This window comes from Paractinoplanes toevensis (genome assembly GCF_018332695.1).
In the GTDB taxonomy this organism is placed as follows: Bacteria; Actinomycetota; Actinomycetes; order Mycobacteriales; family Micromonosporaceae; genus Actinoplanes; species Actinoplanes toevensis.
In genome coordinates this window covers 22,045-46,050 of sequence record NZ_BOQN01000019.1, presented here as the reverse complement: position 1 = coordinate 46,050, position 24,006 = coordinate 22,045, and the positions used below count along the sequence as shown (strand labels likewise).

At 71.1% G+C, this 24,006-nt stretch carries 26 protein-coding genes; 12 read left to right on the top strand and 14 right to left on the bottom strand.

The genetic code is table 11. From position 1 onward, the window contains the following. Positions 1-9: 9 nt before the first annotated feature. Genes Ato02nite_RS07780 through Ato02nite_RS07760 form a run of 5 tightly spaced genes read right to left on the bottom strand, consistent with a single transcriptional unit; the run spans position 10 to position 3,710 of the window. Complete coding sequence (locus Ato02nite_RS07780; RefSeq protein WP_213005721.1) at positions 10-429, bottom strand: hypothetical protein; 420 nt, start codon at positions 427-429, stop codon at positions 10-12. Then, positions 426-1,769, bottom strand: coding sequence for a molybdopterin-dependent oxidoreductase (locus Ato02nite_RS07775; RefSeq protein ID WP_246606260.1), 1,344 nt, complete (start codon positions 1,767-1,769; stop codon positions 426-428). Before Ato02nite_RS07775 ends, Ato02nite_RS07780 begins: the two co-directional genes overlap by 4 nt. Further along, the gene (locus Ato02nite_RS07770; RefSeq protein WP_213005720.1) at positions 1,742-2,374 is read right to left on the bottom strand and encodes a methyltransferase domain-containing protein; all 633 of its coding nucleotides are present in this window, start codon (positions 2,372-2,374) and stop codon (positions 1,742-1,744) included. The genes Ato02nite_RS07775 and Ato02nite_RS07770 overlap by 28 nt, the downstream gene beginning before the upstream one ends. Continuing rightward, a complete protein-coding gene (locus tag Ato02nite_RS07765) occupies positions 2,371-3,054 on the bottom strand; it encodes a TIGR04282 family arsenosugar biosynthesis glycosyltransferase (RefSeq protein ID WP_213005719.1) in 684 nt (227 codons plus the stop codon). The genes Ato02nite_RS07770 and Ato02nite_RS07765 overlap by 4 nt, the downstream gene beginning before the upstream one ends. Next, on the bottom strand, positions 3,051-3,710 hold the full coding sequence (locus Ato02nite_RS07760; protein WP_213005718.1) for a glycosyltransferase family 2 protein: 660 nt from the start codon (positions 3,708-3,710) through the stop codon (positions 3,051-3,053). Before Ato02nite_RS07760 ends, Ato02nite_RS07765 begins: the two co-directional genes overlap by 4 nt. Before the next feature lie 135 nt (positions 3,711-3,845). Between Ato02nite_RS07760 and Ato02nite_RS07755 the strand changes: the two genes are divergently transcribed. From Ato02nite_RS07755 to Ato02nite_RS07735, 5 genes are all read left to right on the top strand, one after another. Continuing rightward, on the top strand, positions 3,846-4,892 hold the full coding sequence (locus tag Ato02nite_RS07755) for an NAD-dependent epimerase/dehydratase family protein (protein WP_246606258.1): 1,047 nt from the start codon (positions 3,846-3,848) through the stop codon (positions 4,890-4,892). Beyond that, positions 4,892-6,499, top strand: coding sequence for a hypothetical protein (locus Ato02nite_RS07750; RefSeq protein ID WP_213005717.1), 1,608 nt, complete (start codon positions 4,892-4,894; stop codon positions 6,497-6,499). The genes Ato02nite_RS07755 and Ato02nite_RS07750 overlap by 1 nt, the downstream gene beginning before the upstream one ends. A gap of 308 nt (positions 6,500-6,807) precedes the next feature. Then, positions 6,808-7,677 carry a hypothetical protein gene (locus Ato02nite_RS07745; protein WP_213005716.1) on the top strand — a complete coding sequence of 290 codons (870 nt, stop codon included), beginning with the start codon at positions 6,808-6,810 and terminating at the stop codon, positions 7,675-7,677. A 13-nt stretch (positions 7,678-7,690) separates the two neighbouring features. Then, complete coding sequence (locus tag Ato02nite_RS07740) at positions 7,691-9,148, top strand: alpha/beta hydrolase (protein ID WP_213005715.1); 1,458 nt, start codon at positions 7,691-7,693, stop codon at positions 9,146-9,148. 58 nt (positions 9,149-9,206) lie between these two features. After that, complete coding sequence (locus Ato02nite_RS07735; protein ID WP_246606256.1) at positions 9,207-10,757, top strand: ABC transporter permease; 1,551 nt, start codon at positions 9,207-9,209, stop codon at positions 10,755-10,757. On the opposite strand, the gene Ato02nite_RS07730 is transcribed toward Ato02nite_RS07735, so the two are convergent. From Ato02nite_RS07730 to Ato02nite_RS07715, 4 genes are all read right to left on the bottom strand, one after another. Further along, positions 10,751-12,988 carry a putative bifunctional diguanylate cyclase/phosphodiesterase gene (locus tag Ato02nite_RS07730; protein ID WP_213005713.1) on the bottom strand — a complete coding sequence of 746 codons (2,238 nt, stop codon included), beginning with the start codon at positions 12,986-12,988 and terminating at the stop codon, positions 10,751-10,753. The two genes, Ato02nite_RS07735 and Ato02nite_RS07730, sit on opposite strands and share 7 nt — an antisense overlap. Before the next feature lie 134 nt (positions 12,989-13,122). Beyond that, the gene (locus Ato02nite_RS07725) at positions 13,123-13,572 is read right to left on the bottom strand and encodes a SitI3 family protein (RefSeq protein ID WP_213005712.1); all 450 of its coding nucleotides are present in this window, start codon (positions 13,570-13,572) and stop codon (positions 13,123-13,125) included. A 20-nt stretch (positions 13,573-13,592) separates the two neighbouring features. Beyond that, complete coding sequence (locus Ato02nite_RS07720) at positions 13,593-14,186, bottom strand: CdiA C-terminal domain-containing protein (protein WP_213005711.1); 594 nt, start codon at positions 14,184-14,186, stop codon at positions 13,593-13,595. A gap of 62 nt (positions 14,187-14,248) precedes the next feature. Next, on the bottom strand, positions 14,249-14,464 hold the full coding sequence (locus tag Ato02nite_RS07715; protein ID WP_213005710.1) for a hypothetical protein: 216 nt from the start codon (positions 14,462-14,464) through the stop codon (positions 14,249-14,251). Between the two features lie 162 nt (positions 14,465-14,626). Here Ato02nite_RS07715 and Ato02nite_RS07710 point away from each other — a divergent pair, with 162 nt between their 5' ends. From Ato02nite_RS07710 to Ato02nite_RS07695, 4 genes are read left to right on the top strand one after another with little or no spacing between them, the layout of a single operon-like run. Next, on the top strand, positions 14,627-15,010 hold the full coding sequence (locus Ato02nite_RS07710; protein ID WP_246606255.1) for a YbaB/EbfC family nucleoid-associated protein: 384 nt from the start codon (positions 14,627-14,629) through the stop codon (positions 15,008-15,010). Beyond that, the gene (locus Ato02nite_RS07705; protein WP_213005708.1) at positions 15,007-15,312 is read left to right on the top strand and encodes a type VII secretion target; all 306 of its coding nucleotides are present in this window, start codon (positions 15,007-15,009) and stop codon (positions 15,310-15,312) included. Before Ato02nite_RS07710 ends, Ato02nite_RS07705 begins: the two co-directional genes overlap by 4 nt. Beyond that, the gene (locus Ato02nite_RS07700; RefSeq protein ID WP_213005707.1) at positions 15,309-16,412 is read left to right on the top strand and encodes a polymorphic toxin type 24 domain-containing protein; all 1,104 of its coding nucleotides are present in this window, start codon (positions 15,309-15,311) and stop codon (positions 16,410-16,412) included. Before Ato02nite_RS07705 ends, Ato02nite_RS07700 begins: the two co-directional genes overlap by 4 nt. Next, positions 16,409-16,894, top strand: coding sequence for a hypothetical protein (locus Ato02nite_RS07695; protein WP_213005706.1), 486 nt, complete (start codon positions 16,409-16,411; stop codon positions 16,892-16,894). The genes Ato02nite_RS07700 and Ato02nite_RS07695 overlap by 4 nt, the downstream gene beginning before the upstream one ends. A gap of 74 nt (positions 16,895-16,968) precedes the next feature. Here the strand turns inward: Ato02nite_RS07695 and Ato02nite_RS07690 are convergent, their stop codons facing one another. Both Ato02nite_RS07690 and Ato02nite_RS07685 read right to left on the bottom strand, forming a co-directional pair. Next, entirely contained in the window at positions 16,969-17,430 is a 462-nt protein-coding gene (locus Ato02nite_RS07690; RefSeq protein ID WP_213005705.1) for a SitI3 family protein, read from the bottom strand. A gap of 6 nt (positions 17,431-17,436) precedes the next feature. Then, positions 17,437-18,648: a CdiA C-terminal domain-containing protein gene (locus tag Ato02nite_RS07685; protein ID WP_213005704.1), complete on the bottom strand. Its 1,212-nt coding sequence runs from the start codon at positions 18,646-18,648 to the stop codon at positions 17,437-17,439. A gap of 183 nt (positions 18,649-18,831) precedes the next feature. Here Ato02nite_RS07685 and Ato02nite_RS07680 point away from each other — a divergent pair, with 183 nt between their 5' ends. Together Ato02nite_RS07680 and Ato02nite_RS07675 are read left to right on the top strand one after the other, a co-directional pair. Continuing rightward, entirely contained in the window at positions 18,832-19,326 is a 495-nt protein-coding gene (locus Ato02nite_RS07680; protein WP_307853605.1) for a SigE family RNA polymerase sigma factor, read from the top strand. A gap of 3 nt (positions 19,327-19,329) precedes the next feature. Further along, complete coding sequence (locus Ato02nite_RS07675) at positions 19,330-20,148, top strand: hypothetical protein (protein ID WP_213005702.1); 819 nt, start codon at positions 19,330-19,332, stop codon at positions 20,146-20,148. Positions 20,149-20,156: 8 nt separating this feature from the next. On the opposite strand, the gene Ato02nite_RS07670 is transcribed toward Ato02nite_RS07675, so the two are convergent. Further along, positions 20,157-21,314, bottom strand: coding sequence for a class I SAM-dependent methyltransferase (locus Ato02nite_RS07670; protein WP_213005701.1), 1,158 nt, complete (start codon positions 21,312-21,314; stop codon positions 20,157-20,159). Positions 21,315-21,358: 44 nt separating this feature from the next. Then, entirely contained in the window at positions 21,359-23,257 is a 1,899-nt protein-coding gene (locus Ato02nite_RS07665) for an MFS transporter (protein WP_213005700.1), read from the bottom strand. Positions 23,258-23,387: 130 nt separating this feature from the next. On the opposite strand from Ato02nite_RS07665, the gene Ato02nite_RS07660 reads away from it, so the two are divergent. After that, positions 23,388-23,819 carry a universal stress protein gene (locus Ato02nite_RS07660; RefSeq protein WP_213005699.1) on the top strand — a complete coding sequence of 144 codons (432 nt, stop codon included), beginning with the start codon at positions 23,388-23,390 and terminating at the stop codon, positions 23,817-23,819. Positions 23,820-23,833: 14 nt separating this feature from the next. On the opposite strand, the gene Ato02nite_RS07655 is transcribed toward Ato02nite_RS07660, so the two are convergent. After that, the gene (locus Ato02nite_RS07655) at positions 23,834-23,998 is read right to left on the bottom strand and encodes a hypothetical protein (protein ID WP_213005698.1); all 165 of its coding nucleotides are present in this window, start codon (positions 23,996-23,998) and stop codon (positions 23,834-23,836) included. Positions 23,999-24,006 lie beyond the last annotated feature (8 nt).

The following is a 24,006-nucleotide window of genomic DNA, read 5'->3' as shown; positions in this document are numbered from 1 at the left end:
TCGGTCACGCTACTCACCGCCGGGGTCCGTACCGCGTACCGCCGGCCTTTCGAATTTCTTACGGATCATCGCCCGGACCGCCGGCCCGAGCGCGAGCACCAGCAGGATCACCGCGAGATGGCGCCCGTAGTGCAGCGGCAGCACCGACGGGTTGTCGGCCGGCCGGCCCAAACCGAGCACGAGCGGCAGCGTCACCACGCACAGCGCGGCCGCGATCAGGGCGGTGATCCGCACGGCGCCGCGGCGCCGGGCCGGGACGAAACGGGTGATCAGGAAGCCGCCGGCCAGGACCACCGGCATCCAGAGCGCGTCGTGCCCGACGAGCACGGCGATCAGGAACACGCCGATTCCGGCCGGATCGTCGGCGACGGCTCCCACCATTCCGTACGCGATGACGAGCGTGCCCGTCGCGATCAGCGCGGCCCTCATCGTGTCTCCCGGACGGTGAGCCGGCCGACCCACTTGGTCTGCAGCACGCCGGGCCGGTTCGGCGCGATCAGCCGGGCCGGATAGCCGTGGTCCGGATGCAGCACCTCGCCGCCGAGGCGCAGCGCGATCAGGGTCAGCGGGTCGCGGGCGTGCTCGGGCGGCACGGTGCTGACCCGGTAGCGGCCGCCCCGCTCGAGGGATTCGACCACCACGGTGGCGTGTTCCGGAGCCACCCCGGCCATCGCGGCCAGGTCGCGCAGCCGGACGCCGGTCCAGGTAGCGCCGGCGCTCCACCCCTCGACGCAGGTGATCGGCAGGTCGACGGTGTGCTGGGCCAGGGCGTTCAGGGCGGCCAGATCGAGGCTGGTCTCGCCGGCCGGGCCGGCCAGCACCAGGCGGTAGCCGGGGTCCGCGACGATGCCGGCGCCGGATGCGGTCTTGTTGACCGGCAGGCCCTGCTGGCCGATGTCCGGCCGGCGGGGTGCGAACAGCCCGAGGCGGCTCAGCGGCCGCACCGTCTGGCCCACGGTGGTGAGGGTGATCAGGCCGGCCGCGGCGGCGGTGCCGGCGAGCAGGCGCCGGCGTCCGAGCCGGGCGCCGGCCGGTTCGGTGTCTTCGTTCTCGCGTCGGCCGGGCCTGGCGTCGGCCGCCTCGGCGTCGCCCGGCGGCCGGGCTGTTCCTTCCGGCCGGGCTTCGCCGGATCGTCGCAGCGCGGCTCGGGCGACCGGCAGCTGCACCCCGAGGTGGACCAGCAGGGCGCCGACCACCAGCCAGGCCACCCAGTAGTGGCCGGTGGTGAAGAAGAACGGCATCGGGGCGTACCAGCGGGCGACGTTCAGAATTCCGCTGACCACCTGGAACAGCGCCGCCGCGACGAGCAGCGCGACCCCGGCCCGCTCGGCCGCGTGCACGAGTGACCGGACCGGCGGCCAGGTGAACAGGCGCGGATACACCGACCACAACTTGACCCCGAGCAGCGGCACACAGGCCAGCCCGGTCGCCACGTGCACGCCCTGGGTGATCCGGTAGAGCGACACCGGCCGCGACGGCCACCAGAACCATCCGGGCGGATGCTGGATCAGGTGGCTGAGCAGCCCGGTGCCGAAGCAGACGGCGAAGGCCACGCCGAGCGCCACGCCCAGAATGCTGGTCAGCCGGGTCGATCGCAGCGACGACCGGAACGCGCCCTCCCGCAGCGGCCCGCGCCGCATCGCCGCCGGCGGTTCCGGCAGCGGCGCCCGCAACCAGTCGAACGCGCGCCGGAGAGCGGCGGGCGGTTCGCGGTCGAGGGCGCGGCGCCGGGCTCGGCCGGTCAGTGCGGGATCAGCGTCGCGAACCATCGGTCCGCCCCCGTCCACGTCTCGAGCAGGCGCATCGCCGAGGCGGCGGCGAGCGCGGGCAGGTCGTCCAGGGGGACGCAGGCCCACGGCAGATCGGTGCCGCCGCCGTCGACGCGGGCCGGGCCGGACCAGCCCGGCGTGCCCGGGGCGGCCGCCTCGACGTGCAGCCGGCCGTCCGGCGCGAGCAGGTGGCGGCAGCGGCGCAGCAGCCGGGCCGGATCGCCGCCGATGCCGATGTTGCCGTCGGCCAGCAGCAGGTGATGCCAGCGGCCGGTGCCGGGCAGCGGATCGAAGACGTCGCGGCGCAGCGCGGACGCTCCCCGGCGCCGGGCCAGGCGCACGGCGGTGCCGCTGACGTCGATGCCCAGCGCCGGACAGCCGCGGTGGGCCAGCGCCCCGGCGAGCCGGCCGGGCCCGCAGCCGACGTCCAGGGTCGGCCCGGTGCACCGGGCGAGCAGCGTCTCGTCGCCGGGCAGGTCGTCGCGGCACCACACGGCCGGGTCGAACCGATGCTCGCCGCCGGTCGGGTGCCGCACCGTGAACGGTGCCGCCCGGCCCGCCTCGGCCCGATCGAACACGGCGTCGAAGAGCACGGTCACGCTCACCTCGCTACCACCCGCATCGGCTCGGCGGTGCCGATCTGCGTCTGCTCGGCGGTGACCACCCGGGGTAGCTCGGCGGCGACCGCGCGGGGAAACCGGCGGTCCGGTGGGCAGAGGGTGGCCACCGCGTACGCGTCGGGGGCCGTGTCCACGTCGCGCAGCCGGGGCAGCTCGGCCACGTGCAGGCCGCGGCGGTGCAGTGCGTCATGCGTACGGAAACCGGTCGTTGCCGTTGATGTCGGAATTTCGCGCAGCACCGCGGCATGGGCGGGATCGCGTAGGCCCAGCGCCCACCAGCCGCCGTCCTCGGCGTGACCGAGCACCGCGTCCGGACCGTCCGGGTCGGCCAGCCGGGCGAGGGCGTCGTCGAGCATCGCGGTGGTCACCTGCGGGGTGTCCATGCCGATGAGCAGGGCGGGCGACCCGATGTCGGCGAACGCGTTGGCCAGCCGCTCGCCCAGCGGGCCGCCGCGTTGCAACCGGCCGGCCCAGCCGGGCGGCGGGGGACAGGCGGTGTCGGTGACCAGCACGCGATCGGTCGCGGCCGAGGCGGACACCGCGTCGATCGTGTCGGCCAGCGCGGCGGCGGCCAGCCGGGCCGCCTGCTCCGGCGTGCACGGCGGGCACAGCCGCGTCTTCACCCGGCCCGGCACCGGCACTTTCGCGAGTACGAGCACTCTCATCGGGCCAGCACCCGGCTCATGTCGCGGACCGCGCGAGCGCTGCCGAGCACCGAGCCGCTGACCTTCGAGCGGGTGCCGGCCGCCCGCGGCAGATAATCCACGTCGATCTCGGCGACCCGCCAGCCGGCCCGGCCGGCCGCGATCAGCAGTTCGAGCGGGTAGCCGAACCGGCGGTCGCGCAGGTCCAGGGCGAGCAGGTCGGCGCGGCGCACCGCACGCATCGGGCCGATGTCGTGCACGTCCAGCCCGGTCGTGCGGCGCACGCGCCGGGACAGCACCGCGTTGGCGGCCCGGGCGTGCAGCGGCCACACCCCGCGCGCGGCCGGCCGGCGACGGCCGGTGGTCAGATCGGCCAGCCCGGCGCGCACCGGCCCGGCCATCGCCGGCAGCTGCGCCGGATCGAACGAACCGTCGGCGTCCATCACGCACACCACGCCGTCGTCCGGATCGGCCGCGAGCACACCCGCGTGCACCGCCGCCCCGTATCCCGGCTCGGTCACCGTGATCACTTGGGCGCCGTGCGCGCGGGCGACCGCGGCGGAACCGTCGGACGAGCCGTTGTCGACGACTATCGCCCGGTATCCGGACGGCATCCGGGCCAGCAGGCCGGGCAGGGCCGGAGCCTCGTTCCGGCAGGGGAGCACCACATCGGTCATGCCGCCAAACGCTAGTGACCAAGGCCCCTACCAGGGCTTACGTGGCGATGACGAATCCTTACCGAACAATGACGCATTCTTACGGACCACTGACGAACGCCCCGCCCGGCCCGGCCGCGTCCTACCGTCGGCGCCGTGACTCGCGTACTCGTGACCGGCGGTGCCGGCTTCATCGGTTCCCACGTCGTCGCCGCGCTGGCGGAAGCCGGCTGCGACGTGACCATCCTCGACTCGGGCCACCCGGCCGCCCACCGCACGCCGGTTCCCGGCGAGGTCTGCGGTGCCCCGGTGCTCCGGGCCGACCTGCGGGACGCCGCCGCGGTGACCGCGGCGCTGGCCGGCGTGGACGTGGTCGTGCACCAGGCGGCGATGGTCGGGCTCGGCGTCGACCTGGACGATCTGCCGGACTACGTCGGCTGCAACGAGCTCGGGACCGCCGTGCTGCTCGCCCGGATGGCCCGCGCCGGCGTGCACCGGCTCGTGCTGGCCAGTTCCATGGTGGTGTACGGGGAGGGCGGCTACACCTGCACCGCGCACGGCCCCGTCCGGCCCGGCCCGCGCGTCGTCGCCGACCTCGCCGCCGGCCGGTTCGAGCCGCCCTGCCCGCACTGCGGTGCCCCGCTCGCGCCGGAACTGGTCGGCGAGGATGCGCCGCTCGACCCGCGCAGCGTCTACGCGGCCACCAAGGTGGCCCAGGAACATCTCACCGCGGCCTGGGCCCGCGAGACCGGTGCGGCGGTGACGGCCTTGCGCTACCACAACGTGTACGGGCCGGGAATGCCGCGCGACACCCCGTACAGCGGGGTCGCCGCGATCTTCCGCTCCGCCGTCGAGGCCGGCCGCCCGCCCCGGGTCTTCGAGGACGGAGGCCAGCGGCGCGACTTCGTGCACGTCGGTGACGTCGCGGCGGCGAACCTGGCCGCGGTCGCCGACACCGGCACTCGCACCGGCTGGCGGGCGTACAACGTCGCCTCCGGCCGGCCCGCCACCGTGGGTGAGCTGGCCGCCCAGCTGTCCCGGGCCGCGGCCGGGCCGCCGCCGGTGACCACCGGGGAGTTCCGGCTCGGCGACGTCCGGCACATCGTGGCCAGCCCGGCGCGGGCGGCGGCCGAACTCGGCTTCCGCGCCGGGGTGGGCCTGACCGAGGGCGTCACCGAATTCGCGACCGCGCAGCTGCGCTGATGAAGGACCTTCGCGCGGCCGGCGTGGCTGGGGCGCTGTTCCTGGTGGCGGCCGGCGCCGCCGGGGTTCTGCAGGTGACCGGGCATCCGGTGCACGCGAGCGCCGCACCCCTGTTCGCGCACTGGCTGCCGCACGTCGGCCCCGGCACGCCGCTCGCCGTGGTCCTGGCGTTCCTGGCCTGCCGGTACGGTCCCGGCCTCGCCGACCGGCTGCCGTGGCGGCACCTTCTCGCGGCGTCCTACGCGACCGCGGTCGCCTGGACCCTGTCGCTGGCGCTGATCGACGGCTGGCAGCGCGGGGTGGCGGGCCGGCTGACCACCCGCCCGGAGTACCTGACCGAGGTGCCCGGGGTGATCAGCCTCGCCGCGATGGTGCGCGGCTTCAGCGGGCGAATCCTCGACGGGCAACCGGACTCGTGGACCACCCACGTCTCGGGTCATCCGCCGGGCGCCCTGCTCCTGTTCGCCGGGCTGGACCGGATCGGCCTGTCCGGCGGGGCCTGGGCCGGGCTCGTCTGCATCGCGGTCGGCGCGCTCATCGCCGTCGCCGTGCCGGTCACCGTGCGGTTGATCGGCTCCGAGGAGGCGGGCCGGGCCGCTGTGCCGTTCGTTTCGCTGTTCCCCGGTGCCATCTGGATCGGGGTGTCGGCCGACGGGCTGTTCGCCGGAGTGGTCGCCGGCGGGATAGCGCTGTTCGCCATCGGGGTCGTCCGCCGGGCCGCGGTGGCCGCCCTCGCCGGCGGGTTGCTGCTCGCCGTTGGCGCCTATCTTTCCTACGGGCTCGTACTGATGGTCGTGGTGGCGGCCGCGGTTCTGGTGGCGGCGCCCGCCGGGTGGCGGATGGCTGGGTGGGCGGCGGTCGGCGCGGTCGCGGTCGTCGGGGCCTGGACCGCCGCGGGTTTCGACTGGTTGACCGGCTACGACCTGGTCATCCAGCGCTATTACCAGGGCCTCGCCGCGCACCGCCCGTATGCCTACTGGGTCTGGGCCAACCTGGCGATCCTGGTGGTCGCGGCCGGCCCCGCCGCCGCCGCGATCGTCCGCCGGGCGACGCTCGGCCTCGGCCCCGCGATGACCGCGCTCCGGACCACGCCGAGAGCCACCGCCGCCCCGGCGCGACCCGTCGTCGACCCGGCACGTCCCGCCGGAGTGCTCGGCCCGACCCGGTCGGTGGGTGTCGGTGGTCTGGCGCCGCCCGCCGGGGCGCTTGGCCCGAGCGGGTCGGTGGGTGGCGCCGGGCTGACGCGGCCCGCGGCTGTCGTTGAGCCGGCCCGGTCTGTCGGCGTGCTCGGCGCGGCCGGGCGCGTGGTTGCCGCCGGGCGGATGCGGTCCGGCGTCGCCGTTGCCGGTCGAGTTCGGCGTGGGCTCGCCGCTCTGGCAGTTCCGGGCAGAGGGTTTCTGTTGCTGCCGCTCGCGGCCGTCGGCGCCATTCTGCTGGCGGACCTGTCCGGCTACAGCAAAGCGGAGGTCGAGCGGATCTGGCTGCCGTTCGCGGTCTGGCTGATGGCGGGCGCCGCGCTGCTGCCGGCCCGGACCCGGCGCCACTGGCTGATCGCCCAGGCGGTGGTGGCGTTGGTCGTCAACCACATCGTCCTCACGGTCTGGTAAGGCTGCGGACGAGGACCACCGGCCGGCCGCGGCGACACACCTCGCTCCTGCGGCCCTGGCGGTGCCCCACCGCGACGATCTCGGCGGCGCGGTGCCGGCGCCGGTCAGAGCGACGCCGGTGCGCCCAGCGCGGCGCCCGGGTTTGCTCACCTCAGCGACACACGGTGTGAATCGGCCGGCGGGCGTCTCGCTCTGTATCGGCGTGATTGACAGCGGCGCATGAGCCCGTATCTTGAGCGGGCGCACTTGCGGCGGCGGCGTTTCCGCTGCGGAGGCGTCGTTGTTGGGTGCGAAGAGGAGAGCGCTGGATGCAGGACACCGTGCCCGTGTGTGATCGTGCACAGGACCGTCGTCGTCGGGTGGCGCTCGTGGTGCTGGGTGTCGCGGTGGCGGCGGCCGGCATCTGGGGAGTGACCGCCGGGCGGGAGCCGCAAGAGTCGGTCCCGCTTACGCTGGCGCCGGCCTGGATGCCGCCGTCGGGCGCGCCGCGGTCTACCACCCCGGAGGGGATGGCGAGCCCGGAAACCCGGCCCACCGGCCCGGAGCAGGTGGAGCTGGGCACCGAGACCGGCGATGGGCCCGCGCCGGCCACCCGCCGGCCGACCAGCCGCCCGCCGGCCGCCTCGGCGACGCCGGTGGCACCACTGCTGACCGTCACCGCCGGTGCGGTGCCCGGCGATGTCGACCTCACCCGGGAGGGCACCCGCGACTGGGTGCACTGGGGCCTCCACGACGGCGAATCGGTCGATCGCAAGAGCGGCGTCACCCCGCTGATCCAGGATCTCGGCAGTCCCGGCCGGCGGGGCCGCTACGACAACAACCCGCAGCTGTTCACCTGGTCGGACGGCAGCCCGAGCCGTTCCGCCACCCGCACCCCGACCGGCGTATACACCTGCGGACAGGGCGGCGGTTTCGTCGTCCAGGTCCCCGCCGGACCGGCGGTCAGCACCGTGCGCCTGTACGCCGGCGTGTGGATGGGCCGGGGCCGGCTCACGGTGACGCTGAACGGCGCCGCCGCCAGTCGCACCCTGGAGAACCTCGATGCGATCAGCACGTCCCGCTACGAGATCCGGTTCCGTGCCGCGACCGGCAGCCGGCTCACGATGACCTGGACGGCGACCGCGGTGTCCCACCCCACCTGCGGCAACGTCGACATGCAGGCGGTCACTCTCAGCTGAGGTACGGTCATGCATGCTCATCGATAGGCGACTGTCCGCCCTGGTAGCGGCGGCCGCCCTGGTGGTGGCCGGGGCCGGGGTCTGGCTGCTGGCCGGCGCGGGCGGCGACGCCCGGCGCACCCACGTCGTCGTCGACCGGGTGCCGATGGACGAGGTCCACCCGCCCGGCACCGGGCATCCCGGGGTCGTGGTGGCGCACGGCTTCGCGGGCTCGGCCCGGCTGATGGCCCCGTTCGGCGACACCCTGGCTGCCCGCGGCTACGTGGTGGTGCTGCTCGACTTCACCGGGCACGGCGCCAACAGCCGCCCGCTGACCCTCGGTGACTCCGGCGACCCCGCGCTGGAACGCGACCTCGACGTCGCGGTCGCCCACCTGCGCTCGCTGTCCGATGTGGACCCCGATCGGATCTCGCTGGTCGGGCACTCGATGGGCGCCGGCGCGGTCACCCGGTACGCGGCGGCCCACCCCGAGATCGAGTCCACCGTGGCGATCTCGCTGCCGGACGCGTCGGCCGCCCGCCCCGCCGCCCCCGCCCGCCTGCTCCTGCTGGTCGGCGGGCTGGAGTTCCGCGGCTTCCGCGACGCCGCCGAACAGGCCGGCGAACCCGGCATCCCCGGCCGCCACGCCACGGTGATCCCCGGCGCCGAGCACGTCTCCATCCTCTTCTCGCCAGGAGCCCACCGCGAAACCGCCGATTTCCTCGCGGGCACGGCAGACGGCGCGGCCGGGGGCACGCTGCCGTCGCCGACGCGACGGGCCGGGGGCGCGGCGTTGGTGCTGATCGCGCTCGCGGCCGGACTGGTTCCACTGGCCCGGGTGACGCTCGGCGGCGCGGTCCGTGGCTGGCCGCGCCCCGACTGGCCGCTGCTCGGCCGGGTCACCGCCGTGGCCGTGGTGGCGGCCGCCGTCGGCGCGGTGATCGCCCGCTTCCTGCCGACGGGCGTGGTTCCACTCGCGATCGGCGGGTACGTCGCGGTCCTGACCGCTATCACGGGCGCCGTGCTCATCGCGTACGCACGAAGGCAGCGCACGCCGATCGAAGCCGCACCGAAACGCCGGGCGTTCGCCGCGCCGGCCCTGATTCTCTATGCGGCGATCACGATCGCCGTGCCGTTGCAGCTCGGCCTCACCCACGCCGTGCCTTCCGGCACGCGCTGGTGGTCACTGGCGGTGGTGTGGGCCGGTTTCGCTGTTTTCGCGTACGGGGCGGAACGCGCCACCGACGGCAACAGCCTGGCCGTCCTGGCCGTTTCGGCGGTCACCGTGATCGCGCTGGTCGTCGCCGCGATCTTCGGCCTGACGTCGACCTTTGTGCTGCTGGTGGCCCCGCTGCTGGCCGTGCTGATGGTCTGGCAGGCGGTGTGGAGTGCCGTGCTGCACCGCTTCGCGGCACCACCGTGGGTGATCGCCCTGGCCGGTTCGCTCCTGGTCGCGTGGCCGGTCGCCGTCACCCTGCCGGTAGTCAGCTGACCCGGTTCGGTGGTTACATCACCCAGGGGGAGGGGCCATGACGGGGACGCTTCGGCTCATGCGATTCATGCTCCGGCGGGAACGCCGCGGCCTGCCGTGGTGGCTGGCCGGGGTGACCGTGCTGCTGCTGTCCCAGTCGACGCAGAGCCAAAGCCTCTACGGCACCCCGGAAAAACTCGCCACCCTGCGCCGTACGGTCGGCAGCAACACCGCGGTGATCGCGATGAGCGGGCCCACCGGCTTGCTGGAGACGATCGGCGGCGAGGTGATGTTCGAGATCTTCGCGTTCCTCGGCATCGTCGCCGCGCTGATGAACATGTTCCTGATCGGCCGGACCACCCGCGGCGACGAGGAGACCGGCCGGGCCGAACTGATCCGGTCGGCCCCGGTCGGCCGCCGTGCCCCGCTGACGGCCGCGCTGGCCTTCGCCGCGCTGGCCGACCTGGCCGCGGGTGTGCTGGTGTTCGCGGTCGGCGCCGGCACCGGCCTGCCGATCGCCGGTTCGCTGCTGGCCGGCGCCGCCCTGACCACGGTCGGCCTCACCTTCGCGGCGCTCACCGCGGTCGCCGCCCAGCTGTTCGAGAACGCCCGGGCGGTGTACGGCGCGGTCGGCTTCCTGCTCGGCGCGGCGTACGTGCTGCGCGCGGCCGGCGACGCGGGCGACGGCACCCTGTCCTGGCTGTCGCCGATCGGCTGGGGCCAGCGCACCTACCCGTACGCCGGGGACCGGTGGTGGCCGCTGCTGCTGCCGCTGGCGGCGACGGCGCTGCTGGTGGCGGCCGCGATGGTGCTGCTGGAACGGCGGGACATCGGCGCCGGGCTGGTCCGCACCCGGCTCGGGCCGGCGACCGCGTCCCCGGCCCTCGGCAACACCTTCGGCCTGGCCTGGCGGCTGCAGCGGGCCGCGATGATCGGCTGGGTGGCCGGGCTCGCGCTGCTCGGTGCGGCGTACGGGTCGATCGGCAACAGCATCGAGCAGTACGTCGCGGACAACCCGGAGATCACCCAGTTCCTGCCGCCCGGCAGCATCCTGGACTCCTACCTGGCGCTGACCGTCGGCCTGTCCGCCCTGATCGCGGCGGCCTACGGGGTGACCTGCGTGCTGCGGCTGCGCGCCGAGGAGACCTCCGGTCACGCCGAGAACGTGCTGGCCACTGCGACCGGCCGCCTCGCCTGGCTGGCCGGTTCGCTCAGCGTCGCGCTCGGCGGCACCGCCCTGGCGATGCTGGCCATCGGCACGGGCGAGGGCCTCGCGTACGCCCTGACCGTCGACGACCTCGGCCAGGTGCCCCGGCTGATCGGGGTGGCGTTCGCCTACCTGCCGGCGGTGTGGCTGGTCGCCGCGGTCACCGTGCTGGCCGTCGGCTGGCTGCCGAAGGCGGCCGCCGCGACCGCCTGGGTGGTGGTCGCCTACTGCGCGGTCGTCGCCCTGTTCGCCGACTCGTTCGACCTGCCCGGCTGGACGCAGCGGGCGTCACCGTTCGCGCAGACCCCGCGGGTGCCGCTGGAGGCGCTGACCGTCACCCCGCTGCTGGTGATCGTCGGGGTGGCCGCGGCGCTGGTGGCCACCGGTTACGCCGGCCTGCGCCGCCGCGACGTCGGTTACTGAGCCGCCTCCGGCCCGTAGTGCTCGCGGACCATCTCGGCGATCTCGTCGGCGGTGCCCGGCTTGGCGAACAGGTAGCCCTGACCGTAGGTGACGCCCAGGTCGGACAGCATCGACTGCTGGTCGATGTGCTCGATGCCCTCGGCCACCGTGCTCAGCCGCAGCGCCTTGCCCAGCCCGACCACCGCCTCGGCGAGCGTCGCGTCGTCGCTGTCGATGGTGATGCCGTCGATGAACGCCTTGTCGATCTTCAGGATGTCGATCGGGAAGCGCCGCAGGTAGGACAGCGACGAATACCCGGTGCCGAAGTCGTCGATGGCGATCCGCACGCCCAGGTCACGCAGCTCGTGCAGGGTGATGACGGTGGCGTCGACGTCCTGCATCAGCAGTGACTCGGTGATCTCCAGGACCACCAGGTCGGGGCGGATGCCGCTGTCGGTCAGCGCCGAGCGGACCATGTCGACCAGGTCCTTCTCCTGGAACTGCCGGGCCGACAGGTTGATGCTGACCCGCACGTTCTCGGCGCCCGGGATGTCCCGCTGCCAGCCGGCCACCTCGAAGCAGGCGACCCGCAGGATGTGCGCGCCGAGCGCCACGATCAGGCCGGTGCGCTCGGCCTGGGCGATGAACGCGTCCGGGGCGACCAGGCCGCGCTCCGGGTGCTGCCAGCGGGCCAGCGCCTCGACGCCGACCAGCTTGCCCGACGGCAGGTCCACGATCGGCTGGTAGTTCACCACGAACTCGTTGTTGGCCAGGCCACGCTCCAGGTCGGTGCGGCCCTCCGCCTCCTTCACCGCGGCCGTGTACATCGACGGGTCGAACACCGCGATCCGGTCCCGGCCGCCGGCCTTCGCCGCGTACATGGCCAGGTCGGCGTCGCGCATCAGCTCGTGCGCGGCGTCCAGGTCGGCGCTCTGGTCGGACTTCAGCGTGGCGATGCCGATGCTGGCGGTGCCGATCAGGTCGCTGGTGCCCAGCCGTACCGGGGTCTTGATCTCGGCGAGCAGCCGTTCGGCCAGGGTGTGCAGGCCGATGTCGTCGAGCTCCTCGACGAACACCGCGAACTCGTCGCCGCCGAGACGGGCGAGCGTGTCGGACGGGCGTACGGCCGAAGCCATCCGCTGGGCCACGACGCGCAGGAATTCGTCCCCGGCCATGTGGCCGCGGGTGTCGTTGATCTTCTTGAAGTCATCGAGGTCGATCAGAAGCAGCGACACCCGCCCCGACGTACGCGCGTGCCGGCGCACCGCCGTGACGATCCGGTCGAGCAGCAGCGCCCGGTTGGGCAGCCCGGTGACCGGGTCCTCGAACGCCTGCCGGGTCAGCTCGGCGCGCAGCGCGTTCTGCGTGCTGACGTCCCGCACGCTGAGGATGATCGCCTGGATGTCCGGATCGTCGAGGTGGTTGGTGGCGGTGACCTCGACATCGAGCCAGGCCCCACCGGCGGCCCGGCTGCGCGACTCGATCCGGTCGGTGGCGCCCGGGCCGGCGGCCCGCAGCTGGTTCAGGAATTCGGTAACCCGCTCGACGTCGTCCGGGTGGGTCATCTCGGCCAGGTCAGCGATGCTCAGCGACTCCGCGTCGTGGCCCAGGATCCGGCCGGTCGAGATGCTGGCGTACCGCACCTGGTCGTCACCGACCGCGAGAACCGCGTCCGAGCCGTTCTCCATCAGGGCGACGGTGCGACGCTCGGCCGCCCGGCGCTGGGCCAGGTGGTGCCGGCGGTTGTTCGCGGCGAGAACGCACAGGCCGGCGACGCCGGCCACGGCGGCGGCGATCGAGGTGCTGTACGGCAGATCCAGCGAGGGCTGGGCGAGGAGCAGGACGAGGTACGCGACCACACTGCTCACGCCGAGCACCAGAGCCACCCGCGAGCCGATCGTGGTGGCCGCCGCCACGGTGATCATCACAGCGCCGACCGGGAACATCAGCTCGGGGTCCGGGTCCGGGAGGCAGAACAGGAGCTGGGCGACCAGCGCCGAAGAATAGGAGGCGATGACGGCCTTGGTCATCCACCGTTTCCGGCTCAGCGACTCCCAGTCCAGCAGGTGCCCGCCGACCAACAGCAGCAACGCCAGACCCAGCGGGATCATCGCCCACTGCCGGTTCTCCGGCCAGGCGAAATGAACGCGGATGAGACCCATCACCGTCAGGGCGGCGTACACCCAAAGATTGAGCCTGATCTGACGAGACAGGTGACTCACCCGGCCGGTCTCGGCATCCGCCCACCGCATCACCATGTCCGCAGTGATCGGCAGTACATCCAATTACCTTAGGAATTCGGTCCCGGCTGCCACCGGAGCGGCCGAATTTCCCGTGCGGGCGGCCGCCTGGAAGACCCCGAGAAGCTTGGCCTGCTCGGCCGGCGTCAGAGAAGCGGCTGGTTGAGGTGCCCTGTCCGATGCTCGTCCTGCAACGCTGTCACCTCGGGCATGTCGTCCCAGCCGTCCCAGCCGGCGGCGAATGTGATTTCCCCAGCGGAGGATTGCAGCACGTTCTCCTCCCCGTTGAACAGCAAGACCCCATCGGAGTCGGCCAGCCCGAGCACGGCGCCCACCATGAGGGCGGTGTTGTGGCCCTCCAGGTCACGTCGGGTTGCCGAGAAACGGAAACGCACGCTGACCCGGTGCATGAACCCGAAGAGCGAGGGGGCCGTGGCTTCCTCGCCTGGCGCGACACGGTATGCCGTGGCAGTCAGCCCTTCCCGCGTCACGGTGCCGTCCGGTGTGATCGATCCGGCGAGCGCAGCGGCGATCCTCGAACGCAGTGTTTCGGTGCTCATATCTGCTGCGCTGTAGAACGTGTACTCGATCGCCATGACGCCTTCCGTGGTCGCTCTCAGTCGAAGGGATAGAACCGCACAACCCTGCCGTCCTTGACTACCAGAATCTCCTTGAGCCCGGAGATCGGTTTGCGCTCCAAGACTCCACGTATCTCTTCCATCGATCGGGGGCAGTCGTCCAGATTGAGGACGATCCGCTCGGCCTGGCCATCTTTGACCTTGCCGCTCACCTCGTCACGGATGTTGTCGAGGTTCTTGCTGCTCGGAGAGTAGTTGTCGAAGTATTCGCCTTCGATGCGGTAGTCGGGCTCCTTGCCGTTCGCATTCGGCGGCGGGTTCTGCTCGACGTCGTAACCGTGCTCGGAGAGGATGTCCGCCGACTCGTTCTCGCGGCGGAGTCCTCGGTCCGTCTTCTTGGTCGGGTGTGCGTCGGTGCGTTTGCCGCTGGGTTTGCGGTTGGGGTCGGGTTTGCCGGACGGGGTGGTCGGACCGCGGTCGCCGCGACCGCGTAGTCGGCTCAGCAGTTTTTTGATGAGTTCGATTACGGAGTCCATCCGGCCGGTCAGGCCCCGTAGGTGTTCGAAGCTGCGGATCAGGCCGCGTAGCCAGGAGGCGATCCGGGCAGCCCAGGATGCGCAGAGGGTGGTCACCTGTCCGACGACCAAGGGTGCCGCGAGGCCCAGGGTTCCGGCGAGTTCGGCGGCGTAGGTGATCAGGCGGGACACGACCACGGCGAGCTGCCGATCGGGTCGGAGATCAGGGCCAGCGTGTCGAGGCCGGCTGAGACGGCGCCGAGTGAGGTGTCGATCCAGCTGCCGTTCTCGACCCCGGACAGGATCGCCTGGATGTCCTCGGCGATCCAGATCCCCGCCAGCGGATCCGACCCGCCCGGAGTCGCGGCCGCGACAAGCGGATTGTCAGCGCTCACCGGGGACTCCGTAGGCGGTCGGCATTTGTCGTAAGCGGCGCCGAGGCAGTGACTCGCCGAACGCACCGCGAGCCTAGCGATGAGTGTCAATCTACCGAGACGTCTCGCGCGGAGATGACGTGCTTGCTTCCGTTAGAGTGAGCTGCGTCGATGGGAGGCGCTGTGTCCGACGAGTTGTGGTCCTCGCTGGCGGTGGATCGGATCGATGAGTGGGAGCGTGGGTTCGCCGAGCGTGCCGCCCAGGCGAAAGCTCTCGCCGAGCGCAGCGCCCAACTCTCCGCGACCGGTCGGGCCGGTGACGGCGCCGTTGAGGTGACGGTCGATTCCAACGGGCAGCTGACCGGCGTACGGCTGGAGGAAGAGATTCGGCGGCAGCCTGCCGCGACCACCGCCCGGCAGATCATGGCGGCCGTTCGGGCCGCGCAAGCGGACCTCGTCCGGCAGTACGGCCAGGTCACCGCCGAGACCGTGGGTGCCGACAGCGAGACCGGCAAGGCCGTCCTGGCCGGCCTGAACGCCCGACTCGCCGCCGGGGACGGCGAGTGAGCGGCCAGGTTCACGTCAACTCGGCTGATCTGGTTTCGCACGCCGGGCATCTCGACGGGATCGGCGACGGGCTGGACCAGGCGCGGCAAGCGGGGGCGGTTGTCCGCACCGACTCGGGGGCCTACGGCCAGCTGTGTCAGATCGTGCCGGCGCTGCTCAACATTCTGCAGACCCAGGTGATCGACGGGATCTCCACGGCGGCGACCTCCGTGCACGACACGGCCGAGCAGGTGCGGGCGGTGGCCGCCGACTACGACACGTCCGACGGGAACGCCGCCGATCGCCTCCGGAACACCCGTTGAGCACGGACAATCCGCTCGTCGCGACCAGGGTGGCGGCGCCGGTCGATCCGTGGGCGGGGGTGTGGATCGCCGAGGACATTCAGCTGCTCTATCGGGGCGTCAAGGACGGCAGCTGGATCGAGGGCACGCTCGGCGCCGTGTCCGCCGGCCTCGACGCTCTCGCCTTCGTCTCCGACCCGGTCGGGGCGCTGCTGCAGTACGGCATCGCCTGGATCATCGAGCACGTCAAGCCGCTGTCCGAGGCACTCGACTGGCTGGCCGGTGACGCGGCGCAGATCGCCGCGCACGCGCAGACCTGGAAGAACGTCGCCGGCGCACTGCACGACCGGGTCGACGACCTGGACCGCGCGGTGCGTTTCGACGTCAGCGAGTGGACCGGGGCGGCCGCCGACGCCTACCGCACCTGGGTGGAACAGCAGAAAGGCGCCATCGGCGGTCTGGCACAGGGCGCCGAGACCCTCGGGACCATCACCGAGGCGGCCGGGTTCCTGATTGCGGGCGTACGGATGATGGTGCGTGACGCCATCGCGACGCTCGTCTCCCGGCTGATCGTGTACGCCGCCGAGCTCGCCGCGACGTTCGGCTTCGCGGCGCCGCTGGTCGTCGAGCAGGTGACCACCCTCTGCGCGTCGTGGGCGGCCCGGATCGCGCGGTGGCTGAAAGATCTGATCAGCAGCCTGAGCAAGCTGCGCGGCATCGCCGGCAAGGTCGGCGAGCTGATCGAGAAGCTGAAGGAACTGCTCGGCCGGCTCGGTCGCGGCGGCAAGGGCAAGAGCCCGGGCGGGAAGAAGCCGACCAAGGCCGCCGAGCAGATCAAGAACGGTCAGGAGTTCAAGGGCCGCAAGCTGCCGCAGAAGGGCGGGCCACCGGACGGCACGCTCTACAAACGGGATCCGCAGACCGGCGACATCACCAACTACACCGTGTACGACCACGACGGGAACGCCGTCAAACGGGTGGACCTGACCGGCCGTGACCACGGCGGCGTCCCGACACCGCACGTCGTTGAATACGATCGGAACGTCAACCCGAACACTGGAGAGGTCTTCGTGCGCGAGCAGCGACACGTCCGCCCGGCCACACCGGACGAGATCCCGTGACCGAGCGCGGCCATGACGGCGCACGCCCGTTGCCGGAGTTCTTCGTCAAGTGGCGGGACGGCTGGGGTGACTCGGCGGTCACCTGGACACCGACCGACTACCTCAACCAGGACGCCAACGTCGGCGCCACGATCGCGGCGGGCTGGCTGTTCAACCCGTCGACGGTGACGTACCGCGGCGGGGTGTTCCTGGCCGAGCGTTTCAACGCCGCGAACGTCGACGAGTGGTTCGAGCGCTACCCGGACGAGCCCTCCCGCATCGAGTCGGTGGTCAACGCGGTGAAGCTGTACGACTTCTTCGCCAACTGCGACACCGACCCGTACGAGGATTCACTGGCCGGGCTGGCCGCGGACATCGGGGTGTGCTGGCGCGGGGTGCTGTCATTGCGCTACCCGGAGCGGACCGTGACCGTCGAGGTCGCCGAGGACTACGGCCCGACGGTCAGCTTCTGGACCAGCGCGACTGATCCGGATAAGGCGTAGTCAAGGAGTGCGGCTTACGAGCGACCTCGAGCACCCGCTCGGTAGCTGCAGAGTCATCATCGTGCTTGGCTTGATCAAAGCAGTGGTTGCGGGAGCACCTCGCTGTCGAACTGGTCGAGCAGCGGGGCGATCTCGCTGTTCTCCGTCCAGTCCTCCCACTCGGCATCCAGAACAACGTGGTCGCCGGCGTGCAGCAGAACCGCGGTCTCGCCGTTGAAGAGCAGCACGCCGTGACCGCCGAATCGCGACGCGAACGCTATGACGGTGTGCACCATCAGGGCAGTGGCGTGCTCCTCGGTCACGTCGTCCACGCGTGACGAGATGCGGAACGTCGCCGTGAAACGGTGTTCGAAGCCGAAGAGACTTACCGCCGGGTTGACGTCTTCGCCGGTGACGCTTCGCGCGGTGACGTACATGCCCGCAAGGAAGATAGTGCCGTCCGGACGTTCCTCCCCGCCGGTCGTGGCGGCGATGAACGCGGTAAGCCCTGGGGTATCGAGCTCCGAGTCTCCGTACCAGGTGTATTCGTAGGCCATGTCTCGTCACTCGCCGAAGGGAAAGAAGGGGACGACCTGACCGTCCTTGACGACCAGGATCTGCTTGAGGTTAGCGATGGGCTTCCGGCGCAGCATGTCGGCGATGTCTTCCATCGAACGTGGCGTGTCGTCCATGTTGAGGATGAGCCGGTCGGCCTGCGCCTCGGATACCTTTTCGCTCAGCTTCGCGCGAATGTTGTCGAGGTTGCCGGTCTCGGGCGCGTAGCAGTCGAAGTATTCGCCCTCGATCTTGTAGTCGGGCTCCTTGCCGTTGAGTTTTGGTGGCGGGTTCTGCTCGACGTCGTAGCCGTTCCTTGCCAGGACATCGGCCGACTCGTTCTCGCGCCGTACTCCTCGATCTTTCTTCTTGGTCGGGTGTGCGTCGGTGCGTTTGCCGCTGGGTTTGCGGTTGGGGTCGGGTTTGCCGGACGGGGTGGTCGGACCGCGGTCGCCGCGACCGCGTAGTCGGCTCAGCAGTTTTTTGATGAGTTCGATTACGGAGTCCATCCGGCCGGTCAGGCCCCGTAGGTGTTCGAAGCTGCGGATCAGGCCGCGTAGCCAGGAGGCGATCCGGGCGGCCCAGGATGCGCAGAGGGTGGTCGCCTGTTCGACGACCAAGGGTGCCGCGAGGCCCAGGGTTCCGGCGAGTTCGGCGGCGTAGGTGATCAGGCGGGACACGACCACGGCGATGGCGTCGCGCACCATGATGCGTACGCCGGCGATCAGCATCCCGGCGCCTTCGGTGATCGCGGCCATCGTGTCGGCGGCGGTGGCCAGGGCGCCGACGGCGTCGTTTTGTTGTGCGGCCCAGGTGCGGTATGTGTCGGCGGCGGTGCCGGCCCATTCGTGGGTGTCCGAGCGCACCGCCTGCTGCAGGTCGGCGGCGTGGTCGCGGAGCGTGCCGGCGACGTTTCGCCAGGTCTGTGCGTGTGCCGCGATCTGGCCGGGGTCGCCGGCGAGCCAGTCCAGTGCTTCGGAGAGTGGTTTGACGTGTTCGAGGAGCCAGGCGACGCCGTATTGGAGGAGGCTGCCGATCGGATCGGAGATCAGGGCCAGCGTGTCGAGGCCGGCTGAGACGGCGCCGAGTGAGGTGTCGATCCAGCTGCCGTTCTCGACCCCGGACAGGATCGCCTGGATGTCCTCGGCGATCCATATCCCCGCCAGCGGATCCGACCCACCGGGACTCGCGGCCGCGACAAGCGGATTGTCAGCGCTCACCGGATGGCCGACTCGTCGAACACGGCGCCAGCGTAACGGTGAACGTCAATGTGTCTGGCCGGCTCGTGTTGCAGTACCCATCGATACCGACCGCATTCGCCTCCTGTCGCGTCCCTGACCGCAAGGCCGGATGCAACCTTTCGGCCCTCTGCGGAGTAGAAGGGGTGACCGGAAGGGGGCGTGGTGGTCAAAGCCGACTGGGAGCTCCAGTTCGTCGAATACTTCCGCGCGCGGGCGCAACCGCTGCGCCGGCTCGCCTATTCGCTGTGCGGTGACTGGCACACCGCCGAGGATCTGGTGCAGCTCACCTTCGTGCGGTTGTACCGGCGCTGGCCCAGCATCCGGGACGAGTCGGTCGACGCGTACGCCCGGCAGGTGGTGGTGAACGCGTTCCTGTCGCATCGGCGGGCCCGGCGCCGCGAGGCGCTGATGGCCGCCCCGCCGGAGCGGGCGGCGGGCGGCGCCGACCCGGTCGAAGGGCTGGCGTTGCGGTCTGCGCTGGCCGATCTGGGGCCGCGGCAACGGGCCGCGGTGGTGTTGCGGTATCTGGAGGATCTGCCGGTCTCCGAGGTGGCCGCCCTGCTCGGCATCACCGAGGGCACGGTCAAGAGCCAGACCGCGCGAGCCATCCAATCCATGCGCGCGGCGCTTCGGGGCGCCGCGCTCACCAGGGAGTGACCGATGCGGGAAGTGGAAGTGCGCCGTGCGCTGACGGCCTACGTGACCGACGGTGAGCCGGCGATGGGACTGACCGCCGAGACGGTCCTGGCGGCCGGGCGGCGGTCGCGCCGCGTCCGCCGGCTGGCCGGTTTCGCGGGTGCGGGGCTCGCGGTCGCGCTCGCCGGGGCGGGGGTGGTCGTCGGGTTGGGCGGCGGTGGGGACTTCGCGGCGGCCAACCCGTGCCCGTCCCCGCCCGGCACTCGGCCGCCGGGGGTGATCGCGGCCGACAAGGCACTGTCGCCGGAGCTGGTCGACTGGGCCGCGACGAGTTTGACCTGCTACCTCAACGACGTGGTGCCGCAGTTGCTCCCGGCGGCGAGGTACGGCCAGGTGCCGGGGGAGCAGGCGGGGCCGCTGCTGGGGTTCAGCCGGGGCGGTGAACCGCCGTGGGGTAACCGGGTGGACGCCATGGCCTTGGTCCGCGACGATGCGGGCGTCGGTGATCTGACGGTCACGGTCGGGGTGGTGGACCGGTCGACGGCCGCTCAGGAGGAGGCGAGCTGCCGGAACGAGAAGGCCGCGAAGTGCACCGTCCGGACCGGGCCGGACGGGGAGACCGTGCTGCTGGGCACCGAGGCCGATGGCACTCCCGCCGAGGAGCCCCGGGACTTCGTCGTCCGGGTCTACCGCGGCCACAGCGAGATCTACGTTCAGGCCTCGAACACCGACCGCCAGGTCGCGAACGGCCGGGCTCCGGTCGCGACCCGGCCGGAACCCGTCCTCTCCGCGGAGCAGTCCGTCCAGCTGGCGTGCTCGCCCGAGCTGTACCTCTTCCCTTGACGACGGACTCAGGCAGGCTCGCGCTGCAGCACCCAGCGGTACGCCTGCACCATTCGGGTGTCGAAGCCGGACGCCGAACCCCACAGGAAGATGCGGAACCGCCGATAGAGCTCCTCACCCCACCGAGCGATGATCTCGTCCTTCCGGGAATCGAGCCGTTCCGCCCAGGCCCGGCAGGTGAGGAAGTAGTTGTGCCGATCATCCTCGACATTCAGCAGCTCGAACGGCGAGTGCGCCACCTGCCGCAGATAGGAGTGCAGCAGCAGAGGCGCTGACCGTCCTGGATACACGTACTTCTTGAAGAACGTCGACGACGTGTGTTTGCGCCGCATGGCAAGGGCGTCCAGATAGACCCGCCCGCCGGGGCGCAGCAGGCGCTCATAGGTGCGCAGGGACGTCCGATAATCCGGTAGGTGTTCGGTGACGCCCATGTTCACGATCGCGTCGAACGGCTCGGCCGATCGGTATCGGAAGATATGCTCGCGCACCACGGTGACCGGCAACTGCTTGTCGGCGAAAAGCTTGTTGAGGAACCGTTCCGACTCCTCGGCGAGGGTCACCGTCGTGACGTCGATGCCGCGCAGGGCGGCGTGTTCGGCGAAGGCGCCCCACCCGCCGCCGACCTCGAGAACGCGGTCGCCCGGCTTGACCTGAATGGCGTCCAGGGCGATGTCCATCTTGCGGGTCATCGCGTCTTCCAGCGGCTCGTCGTCGCTGGCGAAAACGCCCTGCGTATAGCAGCGGTGCCGGGAGTCGAGGAAGGTCAGGAAGAATTCCGACTCCTCGTCGTAGTGCTGCGAGATGGCGCGGCGGTCGTGGTCGGTCTTGCCCTGCCAGAGCGATGGCAGCCAACGGCCGATGAATTCGATCGGATGAATGTCCGAGAAGAACTGGCGCATGTTCAGCACGGCGACGATGTCGCCGTCGACGTCGAGATGGCCGCGGAGGTACGCGAGGGCCACCTGCAACTGGTCGAGCGACGTCAGGGCGTCGTGCCCGGCCTCGTCTCGGACGAGCAGGGAGAACCTGGCCGGCGCGGTAGCCGAGACACCGAAGGAGTGGGTGGTGCCGTCGCGGTCCACGACCTCGAACGGCACCGGGGAACGGTCGCGGAAGAACTCGTCGTAACGCCGACCCAAGACGTCGGCTACTGATCGCCGCCTCATGTTGTGATGATCCCACCAAGGCCCGTGCTGCGCACCCGTCAATGTCAGGCGGTCGGCGGCTCGTCCTCGACGCGGGCCGGTGACGCTTCGGCCGGCTCGGACGGGGAGAACATCCGCTCCTCGTCGAGGGCCGACGTCTGCACCACCAGAACATCACAGACCGCCCGGCGTACGACTCCGGCCGGCACCGAACCCAGCATCGCCCCCTCGTCGGCGCCCAGGCCCCGGTTGCCGACGACGATCAGGTTGGCCGGGTTGTTGCCGACCGCGTCGAGCAGCGCCTGTGCCGGATCCCCGTCCACGAGCCGCTGATCGATGTAGCGAGCCCGTTCCCGCGTCAACGCCGTGACCGATTTGTCGAGCGCGGCCCGGGCGGCGTCGGCACCGAAGATCTCTCGTCGTGGTCCGGCATCCGACGAAGAAGCCGAACGGTACGCGGTGACGACGACCAGCCTGGCCTGGGCGGCCTGGGCCACCTCGGCGGCGCGGTCCACGGCGTACAGGCTGGTGGCTGTTCCGTCCGAACCGACCACGACCTGGTCGTAGACGGTGATCGAGCGCTTCCCGCCGAGCGGCATGATCGGCGACTCGTCGGCCTCGGACGGCGGGTTGACCCACAGCATCGCGATGGCGCCGATGCCCAGCAGCACCCCGGCCAGCAGGATCGCGTTGCTGCCCTTGTTGTCGAGCCAGTGGTTGAAGATCCAGCCGAACGTCACCGTCTGCACCAGCATCGGCACGACGATCATCATGTTGAGAATGCCCATGTAGACGCCGGTGCGCTTGGCCGGCACCATGCTGGCCACCATCAGGTACGGCACGCCGACGGCGCTCGCCCAGAAGATGCCCACGCCGATCATCGGCACCAGCGCCAGGTACTGGTTGTCGATGTTCGAGAGCCAGACCAGCGACAACGCGGCCAGGCCGAGCGCAATGGCGTGCACCCGTTTCGCGCCGATCCGCTGGGCAACGACCACCAGGAACAGCGCGGAAATCATGGTGACGAAGTTGTAGGCGCCGTTCTGCAGGCCGCTCCAGGCAATGGCCTCGTCCCACGCCGTCCCGCCCTGTTCGGGATTGGCATTGAAGACCGTCTCGCCCAGGCTGACCGCCAGGAACTGCCAGTAGATGAACATCGCGTACCACTGAAAAACGAAAACCACGCCGATCTTGTGCATGGCGACCGGCATCGCCCTTACGGCCGCGGCAATTTCCCGTACGGCGTTGCCGGCGCCCTTCGGCGCGGAGCGAATTTCCTCGAGGTCCTCGTCGGACGGCGTCAGTTCACGGGTACGGGCCATCGCCGTCAACACGGTGAGCAGGATGCAGACCGTACCGATCATGAAGCAGACGAACATCCAGTACGGCACGCCGTTGCCGGCCGTCTTATCGAGCGCCTCGACCTTTTGCAGCACGAACAGCGACACGTTGGCGAGAACCGCACCGGCGCCGGTGAACATGCTCTGGGTCAGGAAGCCGCGAGCCAGTTGGGATTTCGGCAATCGGTCGGAGATGAACGCCCGGTACGGCTCCATCGAGGTGTTGTTGCCGATGTCGAGCAGCCAGAAGCAGATGACGCCGAGCCACAGCACCCCGACGAACGGGAACAGGAACAGGATCACCGCGCAGAGCAGCGCCCCGGCCGTGATGAACGGCCGCCGGCGGCCCCATCGCGGATGCCAGGTGCGGTCGCTGATCGCGCCGATCATCGGCTGGATGATCAGGCCGGTGACCGGGCCGGCCAGGTTGAGGATCGGCAGCTGGTCGGGGTTGGCGCCGATCAGCAGGAACAGCGGGTTCACCGCCGATTGGGTGAGGCCGAAGCTGAACTGCACCCCGAAGAAACCGAGGTTCATCATCAGCAGTGCGTTCCCGGTCATCAGCGGCCGGCGTTCGCCCTGACCCGCGTCGGGAGAGACCGACTCCACTGTCGTCGTGGCCACGGCAACCTCCAGCCTGAGATCCAGATCACATCTGATTTGGACGCTAAACCGATTGTCCTCAAGCCGCAACTAAGGGTGTCGATGTCGATAGTCTTGTAATACCGTGCCCTAAAGACGGAAGGGGACGGCGATGAGTTCATGGCGGTCCATCGTGGTCGGCGTCGACGGGTCACCGAGCAGTCGCAGGGCCCTGGCCTGGGCCGCGGCCGAGGCGGCCGATCACGGCGCCGACCTGCTCGTGCTCAACGTCTGGGAGCACACTCTGCTCCCACCGGCGGGCAGCGTCAGCGTCTCGGAGCACTACGTGCCCGACTCGAGCCAGCGCACCGCGGAAGACCTGGTCCAGGTCATCAAGGAGGAGCTGGGCGACGATCCATCGATCCGCGTCGTCCCGCAGGTGAAGCAGGGCCGCCCGGCCAAGGTCCTGATCGAGGAGTCAGCCGGCGCCGACCTGCTGGTCGTGGGCAACCGCGGCCACGGCGGTTTCGCCGGCCTGGTGCTCGGCTCGGTGAGCCAGCACGTCGCGGCGTACGCGAACTGCCCCGTCACGGTCGTCCGCTGAGGCAAACTCAGCGCTCAGATCGGGGAAGGTGCCGGGGCCGCGATGCGGGCGGTGCGGCCGACCCAGGCGACGACCGGCCGCACGGCGAAGGCCGCCGTGCCGAACACCGCCGCGATCACCCACCAGCCCCAGCCGCCGGTGTGCACCGCGAGGAAGGTCAGCGAGGCCGGCCCGATCATCGCGAGAC

Bases quoted from the DNA above. Each gene is read 5' to 3' on its own strand.
- Ato02nite_RS07780 (WP_213005721.1), bottom strand. From the start codon at position 429: ATGAGGGCCGCGCTGATCGCGACGGGCACGCTCGTCATCGCGTACGGA.
- Ato02nite_RS07775 (WP_246606260.1), bottom strand. From the start codon at position 1,769: ATGGTTCGCGACGCTGATCCCGCACTGACCGGCCGAGCCCGGCGCCGC.
- Ato02nite_RS07765 (WP_213005719.1), bottom strand. From the start codon at position 3,054: ATGAGAGTGCTCGTACTCGCGAAAGTGCCGGTGCCGGGCCGGGTGAAG.
- Ato02nite_RS07760 (WP_213005718.1), bottom strand. From the start codon at position 3,710: ATGACCGATGTGGTGCTCCCCTGCCGGAACGAGGCTCCGGCCCTGCCC.
- Ato02nite_RS07750 (WP_213005717.1), top strand. From the start codon at position 4,892: ATGAAGGACCTTCGCGCGGCCGGCGTGGCTGGGGCGCTGTTCCTGGTG.
- Ato02nite_RS07745 (WP_213005716.1), top strand. From the start codon at position 6,808: ATGCAGGACACCGTGCCCGTGTGTGATCGTGCACAGGACCGTCGTCGT.
- Ato02nite_RS07740 (WP_213005715.1), top strand. From the start codon at position 7,691: ATGCTCATCGATAGGCGACTGTCCGCCCTGGTAGCGGCGGCCGCCCTG.
- Ato02nite_RS07735 (WP_246606256.1), top strand. From the start codon at position 9,207: ATGCGATTCATGCTCCGGCGGGAACGCCGCGGCCTGCCGTGGTGGCTG.
- Ato02nite_RS07730 (WP_213005713.1), bottom strand. From the start codon at position 12,988: ATGCGGTGGGCGGATGCCGAGACCGGCCGGGTGAGTCACCTGTCTCGT.
- Ato02nite_RS07725 (WP_213005712.1), bottom strand. From the start codon at position 13,572: ATGGCGATCGAGTACACGTTCTACAGCGCAGCAGATATGAGCACCGAA.
- Ato02nite_RS07690 (WP_213005705.1), bottom strand. From the start codon at position 17,430: ATGGCCTACGAATACACCTGGTACGGAGACTCGGAGCTCGATACCCCA.
- Ato02nite_RS07675 (WP_213005702.1), top strand. From the start codon at position 19,330: ATGCGGGAAGTGGAAGTGCGCCGTGCGCTGACGGCCTACGTGACCGAC.
- Ato02nite_RS07670 (WP_213005701.1), bottom strand. From the start codon at position 21,314: ATGAGGCGGCGATCAGTAGCCGACGTCTTGGGTCGGCGTTACGACGAG.
- Ato02nite_RS07660 (WP_213005699.1), top strand. From the start codon at position 23,388: ATGAGTTCATGGCGGTCCATCGTGGTCGGCGTCGACGGGTCACCGAGC.
- Ato02nite_RS07655 (WP_213005698.1), bottom strand. From the start codon at position 23,998: ATGATCGGGCCGGCCTCGCTGACCTTCCTCGCGGTGCACACCGGCGGC.